The organism is uncultured Campylobacter sp., from assembly GCF_937949835.1.
In the GTDB taxonomy this organism is placed as follows: domain Bacteria; phylum Campylobacterota; class Campylobacteria; order Campylobacterales; family Campylobacteraceae; genus Campylobacter_B.
Window position 1 is genome coordinate 1 of sequence record NZ_CALEDC010000164.1, and the last position, 8544, is coordinate 8544.

The window sequence follows — 8544 nt, forward strand, 5'->3', positions numbered from 1 at the left end:
CACTGCAATAATGCCTGATTTAAACCTATACAATATATACTTTTTAAATTTGAATCCGTTGAGTGCTAAGAAAATGAAATGATGTAGCATGGTGATTAAAAAGAATATTGGACTTACCAAATACCTAACCATTCTCTTTCTCCTATTTTTTATATCTTTGATCCATATATTTACGTCTTGCTCATTGTATGGTATCAACGCCCAAGTTACCGATACGAGATCGTCTTTTTGTAAAATTTCGGTTTTAAATTTCATATGTTCGTCTATATAGTCGAATGAAATTTTATCATCATAAAATTTTGTAAAAAACTTATTGTAAAATTCTTGATAGGCTATTTTTATCTCCCAAAAAATACTAAATAAAATTCCGAAAATCCCTAGCGTTAATGACGCCCTTCTCATCATTTCTTTATGCGGATCCAGCTCCGGCGTTAAATTTAGCAAGACAAAAGACAAGAATATAAGCATGCACATGATTTTATTTGATATAGTAAGCCTAAAAAAGTAGTCGTTTTCTATGATTATCGGCTCTTTCTCGAAGTCTTTCATAATATCCCCCTGTTTTAAAATCGCGCATAATTTTATCTTAACGACGCTGTGCGAGGGATTAAAATTTCAGCCTTGCCGCACCTCATTAAATTTTTAAAATTATATTTATATGCATATGCCGATTATTCAAAGACAAACTTCCCGCTCGTTTTCGATAGAATTTTAAAATTTCGATTTAAATTTCTAGCCCATGCAGAAAATGCGCTTTAATCCAAAAAGCATAGAAAAACGCAGCCTTGCACAGAAATTCAAGCGCTTTGTCGCTCGCCACCTCTTTTAAATTTAGCGTCCAAAAATACGCAGAATTTCACGCCGTATAGGTAGAAAATCCAGCTTATGTAGATCCACAGAAAGAAAAATAGCGCGACCGAAAACGAGCCGTAGATGCTAAGATAGGTTTTGTTATAAAAGACGTATTGCGCAAAAACCAGTCTTGAAAGCCACCATAAAATCGATGCTACGAGCGATGAGGCAAGCACTGCTTTTGCGCGGATCTCGCGGTTGATTGCCGTAGCATAAGTAATCGCAAAGATCCCCCAAACGATTAAGTAGGGTAGAATTTTAAGCAAATTTATCCAGCTCGTAAACTCGGTTTTATTTAGTAGCTCCTGAAGCTCGCCGCTGATATAAAACGACGCTCCAAGCCCCACAGGAGCGAGCGTCATCAGAGTCCAGTAGGTGCTTAGACTCTTAAAAAAGCTCCGCTCGGGCGAATGCGAAATGCGCGCAATTATCGCTTCAAAATCTCCGAAAAACAGCACCGACGTAACTAACACTGCGCAAAAGCCCGTTACGCCAAGGCTTAGCCCGTTAGCCATAAATTCCTCGATATAGTGTGCCATGCTCGCTTGATTTGCAGGCAGGAAGTTTGAAAAAATAAAGCCCATAATCTTATCGTAGTAGCCTTTGAAGCTTGGCAGCTGCATAAAGACGCTAAGCGAGACCATCAGCACCGGCAGTAGCGCCAAAATCGTGTGAAAGCTAAGGCTTGATGCATGGTGCATGAGCTCGGTATCGTAGAGGCGGAAGAAATTTTTGAGTCGGTTTTGCGCTTGCATAAGTGCAGGTATTAGTTTTTTCATACGGGCGATTTTACATTAAAATTTTAGAATTTCATATAAATTTGCGCAATTTTTCTTTTGTATCGTGGTATATCGTCTATGAAATTTAAAGCTAAAAAATGCGACTACAAATATATAAATTTATATCTCGAATTTAGTCTAAATTTAGGAAAGTTTTTCTAATATGCTAAAAAATAATATTAAATATATCCATAACGAAGGGAAAATAATGGAACGAAGGAAAACGATGAAATTTAAAATTTCATTAGCGGCATGTATGTGCCTACTATGCAGCAGTTTGGCTGTAGCGCAAAGTGGCGGTAATTCTGCGCCTGAAAAGTCGCAGAATATGGGCGTAATCGAGGTAAATTCCGTCGGCGATAATATCAGCGAGAGCGGCATCGACGAGGGCTTTTTGAGCAAAAACGTGCAACAAGGCCTGCTTGCGGGCAAGCGCGCTTTGGATCTTCCCTATCAGATCAACACGATCAGTAAGGAGATCATGAACCACCAAGGCGTCACCGGCTACGAGGAGGCTGTCAAATACTTCCCGTCCGCACAGATTCAGATGCGTGGCGGCGCTACGGTCGGACGCCCGCAGACGCGTGGCTTTGAGGGCAGCGTCGTAGGCAACAGCTTCTGGGACGGCTTCTATACGATTTCGACGACGGCGATTCCGATGGCGATGTTTGAGAGCTTTCAGGTGCAAAACGGCGTCGCAGGCTCGCTCTACGGCGCGCAAAACCCAGTGGGCATTTTCAGCTACACGCGCAAGCGCCCGGTAAAAGATCAATACATAATTTGGAGCGATTATATGTCGCGAAGCAACCTAGGTCTTGGTCTTGATCTATCCGATAAATTTGAAAAATTTGGCTACCGCGCGGTATTTTACGGATCAAACGGCGACAGACAACCGAAGGGCTCAAATTTGCAGCGCCGCTTAGCCAGCGTCACGATGGAATTTTATCCTACGGGCGATCTAACGTTCGAGACCGCGGCTAGCTATTACGAGCACAATACCAAGGGCTTTGCGGGGCAGTTTGCTCTCGGCGTGCGAGACGGTAAAATCGTAGACGGCATGGAGCTTCCAAAGGCTGTGGATTCTTCAAAACGCGGTCTTGGGCAGAGCTTTGGAGGAATGCATCTAAAAACCACTACCGCAAGCGCGAAATTTAAATTTACGCCTACCGATAAATGGTATTTAGAGGGCGGCTTTCAGTTTCAGCGCGCCGATCGTGATACTCATGGCGTTGTAAATTATATCTTGCCTAGCACACATCCGCAATATACAAAGCCTGGCGATTATCAAACCAGACACAGCGGCGGTGCTACGGCAGCATATAGATTCGATCTGCCAAGCGGCTATCTCAAGGCTAATACGCAGTTTAACACGGGCGATATCGAGCACGATTTCAGCGTGCAGACCAACGAATATCACTGGACGCAGGATAGATATAAGATCGCGAGCACCAACTACACTTCACCTACTATAGGTAATATCTACGATCCTAAAATTCTAAATTACACCGGTGCTAGGCGCGGAAGCGGGCTATATCACTACGCTGTTTTGGATATGTATAACGTCTCTATGCTAGACGATATCACGATAAACGATAAATTTGATGTGATGCTAAGCGCTTCAAATGCTTGGATGAAGTCGAAGGCGTATAATAACGCGCAGCAAAGGCTAGTGAAAAACTACGACAAGTCGGGGCTTAGCTGGGCGGCTAGCTTTATCTTTCATCCGGTGCAGGACGCTAGCATCTACTACACCTACGCAGATAGCTTGCAGCAGGGCTCTACCTATGTTTATAAGAGTGGCCCGCATAACGGCGAGGTCGCCTCTACATCTCCGTATCGCTCCAAGCAGCACGAGATCGGCGCTAAGATCCGCGTAGCCGATATGATCGATTTTAGCGTGGCGTATTTTGATATCCGCAGACCTATCGCGTATCTAAATAGCTCTACGGGGCTTTATGGCATAAACGGCGAGCAGCGCAACCGCGGATTTGAGTTTATGAGCGGCGGACGAATTACGCAAAATTTAAGCGTGCTAGGAGGGTTTACCTACATCGATCCTAAGATGCATAACGTAAGCATCGCGGGCGCTAACCGCAAGGTCGCAAACGGCATCCCTAAGATCAATGCAAATTTAATGCTTGATTACGTGATCCCCGGCACCGATAAGCTTGCGATCAGTACAAATTTCCACTACACCGGCAAGATGTATCTGGATGATCTAAACACCCAGCACACGCCTAGCTTTTTCGTTACCGATATCGGCATTAGATATACGAGCGAGCATCTTTTAGGCGATAAGACCACTCTGCGCTTCAATGTAAATAACGTATTTAACAAAAAATACTGGGCGGGAATGTATCCTGCGAGCGCCGACGGTGCGGGCGGACTTAACGTAACCAGCGTACTAGGCTCGGCAAACGGCGTAACGCTGGGCGAGAGCAGAAGCTTCATGCTCTCTGCGGAGGTGAAATTTTAAAATCTAGCGGGTTTAAAATTTCTGCTTAAGCGGCGCAAATGATTATGGCGCCGCTTTTAAATTTATGAAATTTTATCGCTCTAAGTAGCAAGACTAAATTTAACGAGGCTTGTTTTAATTCATTTTAAAATTTAAGCCTTGGATTTTGAAATTTTAAACCTTGATTTTAAAATTTCGATCTTTAAATTTTTAAGTCGCCGCGCCTCAGCTTGCCTGCAAAATTTATCCGCGCGCGGTTTAAAATTTAGCCGTTTTTGGTTATAATCTTTGCAAAACCACGAAACGGAGAGCAATGAAACAAGTTTTAATCATCGCAAGCGGAAAGTTTGCGCGCCATTTTTTATCCAAAGTTTGTAAAATCAAAGATGTCATCAGATCATATCGCGTCATAGCTAAAAATACGGATGCCGTGCCCGCAGAGCTTGAAAACGAGTCAAATTTTTCGGTCGAAATTTTTGATCCTACTAGCATTGAGCGGTTGCGCGTGGTGCTAGCAGGAGAGGAATTTGACCGCTGCATAGTGATAATGGAGGATGAATTTGACACTAAAGTAACGCTTGAAAATTTAAAGACGCTCGCTCCGGATTTAGAGCTTTACGTGGCCGATTTTTGGGGACTTTTGCGCGAAAATAAAAATGAAGCTCACGTAAAAATCGTAAATACCCTTGCGCTAAATTCCTCGCGCTTCATCGGTTTTTTGCCCGATAGCCCCGTTTTTGCTGATAATATCGGGCTTGGGCGCGGAGAGATAATGGAGGTAAAAGTGCCCGTAGGAAGCTCGTTTGCGTATAAAAAAATCAGTACGCTTTCTAATGCCAAATATCAAATTCCGATGATCTACCGTCACAATAATTACATCGTAACGACGCCCGGCTCGAGGATATATCCGAATGATACGATCTTAGTCGTTGGTGAGCCTAGTGCGCTGCGAGCGGTGTTTGCTGAAGTAAAAAAGCAAAGCGGGCAATTTCCATCGCCGTTTGGGCTAAATATTTTCGCGCTAATCGATATGAAAAAAATGAGCGGCGACGAGATAGCTAGGACGGTTAGGGCGCTTGAGTTTTTGGATTTGCATATTAGAAATCATAAAATTTATCTGCGAATTTTAAATCCTCTGCTAAACGACGCTTTTAGCGAGCTTAAGGCGCTGTGCGAGCGAGATAAATTTGAAATTCTCATCGATTACTCGGGCGAGCTAAATTTAAAGCGCGACGTGAGCGAAAATAAAGCGGGTTTGGTAGTTTGCTCAAGCGGAGTTTTTGAGGCGAAAAAAGCAGCACTTAAAGCGCTTGAAATTCCGGTGTTAAGCCTTGGAGAGGGCGAGCTAAAAGATGTGCGTAAAAGCGTCGTGCTAAGTGCCGGCGAGCGGCTTCGCGAGGAATCAAGTATCGTCTTTGACATCAGCTCGCAGCTAGGGCTAGACGTGTATTTGTATCTTTTCGGCGAGAGCGAAAAGGGCGAGTTTGCGCAAAGCTACGTGAGCTTATCGAAGCTTTTTAAGCAGAGTTTATTCGTGATTCCTTGCGAGCGACAAAATCCGATTTTAGCGCTAGGCAGCGAGCGAGATCTGCTGCAGTTCGTGCCATTTAATGATAGAATTTTGGCGCGCAAGCTCACGTCGATTTTCAATCAGGATTTGGATCAGATGTATTTTAAACTCGGCAAAAATCATCAAATTTTCGTTCCGAGCGATTACGGGTATGAAAAGTAATCGAAATTTATGTTACAATTACCCAAAAATCAAAGGCTAGCGTATGAAAATCGATCTTAATTTAGGTAAAAAATACAGCGTTTTTATCGACGAACTGCAAGAGATCAAGCTCAAAGGCAAGGTAGCGATCATCACAAACCCCAAAGTAGGCGGGCTGTGGCTTGATTTCTTACTGCAGCGGCTAGATTGCGAGCAAAAATTTATCATCACGATCCCGGACGGCGAAGAGTATAAAAATACCGCGAGCGTGGAGCAAATCTTAGAGCAGCTTTTCAGCTCCAAGCTTGATCGCAAAAGCACGCTCATCGCTCTTGGCGGCGGTGTCATTAGCGATATAACGGGCTTTTGCGCGAGCATTTATGAGCGCGGCATCGATTTTATCAATATACCTACGACCTTGTTAGCGCAAGTGGACGCAAGCGTCGGCGGCAAGACGGGCGTAAATAATCGCTTCGGCAAAAATTTAATCGGCTCGTTTTATCAGCCGCGCGCGGTTTATTGCGAGAGCAAATTTTTATCGACGCTTCCTGCGCGAGAGTTTGCCGCAGGCGTCGCAGAGGCGGTAAAGATGGCTGTATGCTTTGATGTCGAACTATTTAAATTTTTCGAGACGCACGATCTGAAAAGCGCCGATGAAATTTCGCACGTAATCGCTCGTTGCGTGGAGATTAAAGCGGGCGTCGTAGAGCGAGACGAGCGCGAAAGCGGCGTGCGTGCGGTGTTAAACTACGGGCATACCTTTGCTCACGCTATCGAAAAAATTACTGATTATAAAAAATTTTTGCACGGTGAGGCTGTAGCGGTCGGTATGGCGATGGCAAATGCGCTAGCGCGGCGTCTCGGTAAACTAAGCGGCGAACAGGAGGAGCAGATCCGTAAAGTGCTTCAAAAATTCACACTTCCGATAAAATTCCACGTAGAGGATGCAGCGGAATTTTACGAGCTGTTTTTTCTCGATAAAAAGAGTGAAAACGGCAAGATAAAATTTATCCTGCCCGACGGCATCGGTAAATTCTACGCTTCCAAAGAGATCGCAAAAGATGAAGTAATTACAGCGCTGAAAGAGTTTGAATGAGAGCGCTTGTAGCTATTTTTTTGATTTTTAATCTTGCATTTTGCGAGGCAAATTCTACGCTCTCCGCCGCGCATACGCGCTTAGAATCCAACGCTAGCTCCGCCGCTAGTGAGAAGAAAGATGAAAATTCCAAGCTATCCGCGTCGCTAAAAGATCAGATCCGTGTTATTGACGATGAGATCAAAAATAATATCTGGATCTCTCGCTTTTCAAATTTCATCGGCTATCAAAATTTACAAAAGCAATCCAGCCAGCTCGAAGCGGAGCTAAAAAAGAGCGCCGGCACCGATAAGATCGCAGAGATTCAAAAAAGACTTCGCGCCGTAAAAGAGCAGCTCATACTGCTAAAAGAGTATGAAAAATCTCCGTTTTTAGATATCATCGCGATGCCCGAAACTCCAGAGCCTGCGCGCATTACAAATCCTTTTTCGATAATTTCCGGTTTTTCTACGATTAGAAATTTGCAAGCTCAAAAGATGGAGCAGAAAAACGCCATCGAAAATATTAAAGCTTTAATCGATAAACTTGAAGCAAAAAGGGCGCTATACGAGCGCTTGATGCAGATCGATACGGACGCAAGCGCTGCGGCGGAGCTTAAAAGCTTAGATTACGAGCTTAGCGAGTTTAGCTCCGCGTACGAGATCGCGCAGACTACGTACGACGTTTACGAAAAAAAGATCAACTCCCAAATCGCCGTGCAGACCGCCGATATAAAAGCGCAGATCAAGCGCGCGGGAAACATCGCCGTATGGATACTCGTAGTCATCGCGCTGTCGTTTTTCTGCAAGGTAGTGGCGAAAAAATATATCAAAAACGACGAGAATTTTTATATCGTAAATAAAGCTATCAATGTTTTAAATTTCACGCTGATTGCGCTGATACTGCTCTTTTCTTACATCGAGAATATGACGCACTTCGTGACGGTTTTGGGCTTTGCCTCGGCAGGTCTTGCGATTGCGATGAAAGATATGTTTATGAGCTCCTTAGGCTGGCTTACGATCGTGCTCGGTGGCAGCTTTCGCGTGGGCGATCGTATCAGAGTGCATAAAAACGGCGAGACCTACGTAGGCGATATCATCGATATTTCGGTGCTTAGGATGACGATTTTCGAGGACGTTACTATGACTACGTGGAGAGAAAACAAGCGCGCGGGCAGGGTAATTTTCATACCGAATAATTATATTTTTACCGATCTTATCTCAAACTACACCCATAGCGGACTTAAGACCGTCTGGGACGGCATCAGCATACTTTTAACATTTGATAGCAACCATAAAAAGGCGATGTATCTCATAAAAAACATCGTGCGGAAGTATTCCAAGGGCTACACCGACATCGCCAAAAAGCAGATGGGCAAGCTTCGCTCGCAATACAGCATCAAAAATCCAAACGTCGAGCCTAGAATTTTCAGCTTTTTCGAGCCATACGGCATTGAAATTTCGGTTTGGTACATGACGAACTCTTACGCGACGCTCGGGCTTCGCAGCAACATCTCGGCTGAAATTTTAGACGCTTTAAGAAGCGAGCCCGATATCAAGATCGCCTATCCTGCCTACACGCTTTTTAACGGCAAAAATTATGTGGCTGCGGGCGGAAATTTCATGGCGCAAGATCTCGGCTTCGAGCAGCAAGGTTCACAAAATTTAAACGC

At 44.2% G+C, this 8544-nt stretch carries 6 protein-coding genes; 4 read left to right on the plus strand and 2 right to left on the minus strand.

From position 1 onward, the window contains the following. Both Q0256_RS03545 and Q0256_RS03550 read right to left on the minus strand, forming a co-directional pair. The coding region (locus Q0256_RS03545; RefSeq protein ID WP_297960101.1) for a hypothetical protein at positions 1-549 on the minus strand (549 nt) is incomplete at its 3' end. A 248-nt stretch (positions 550-797) separates the two neighbouring features. After that, entirely contained in the window at positions 798-1631 is an 834-nt protein-coding gene (locus tag Q0256_RS03550; RefSeq protein WP_297960103.1) for a YihY family inner membrane protein, read from the minus strand. 226 nt (positions 1632-1857) lie between these two features. On the opposite strand from Q0256_RS03550, the gene Q0256_RS03555 reads away from it, so the two are divergent. From Q0256_RS03555 to Q0256_RS03570, 4 genes are all read left to right on the plus strand, one after another. After that, a complete protein-coding gene (locus Q0256_RS03555) occupies positions 1858-4107 on the plus strand; it encodes a TonB-dependent siderophore receptor (protein ID WP_297960111.1) in 2250 nt (749 codons plus the stop codon). 292 nt (positions 4108-4399) lie between these two features. Then, positions 4400-5818: a TrkA C-terminal domain-containing protein gene (locus Q0256_RS03560; protein WP_297960105.1), complete on the plus strand. Its 1419-nt coding sequence runs from the start codon at positions 4400-4402 to the stop codon at positions 5816-5818. Between the two features lie 43 nt (positions 5819-5861). Further along, positions 5862-6893 (plus strand): 3-dehydroquinate synthase, encoded by a 1032-nt coding sequence (aroB, locus tag Q0256_RS03565; protein WP_297960107.1) that lies wholly within the window; start codon positions 5862-5864, stop codon positions 6891-6893. Next, on the plus strand, positions 6890-8544 hold a 1655-nt coding region (locus Q0256_RS03570; protein ID WP_297960109.1), incomplete at its 3' end, for a mechanosensitive ion channel family protein. The genes aroB and Q0256_RS03570, both read left to right, overlap by 4 nt.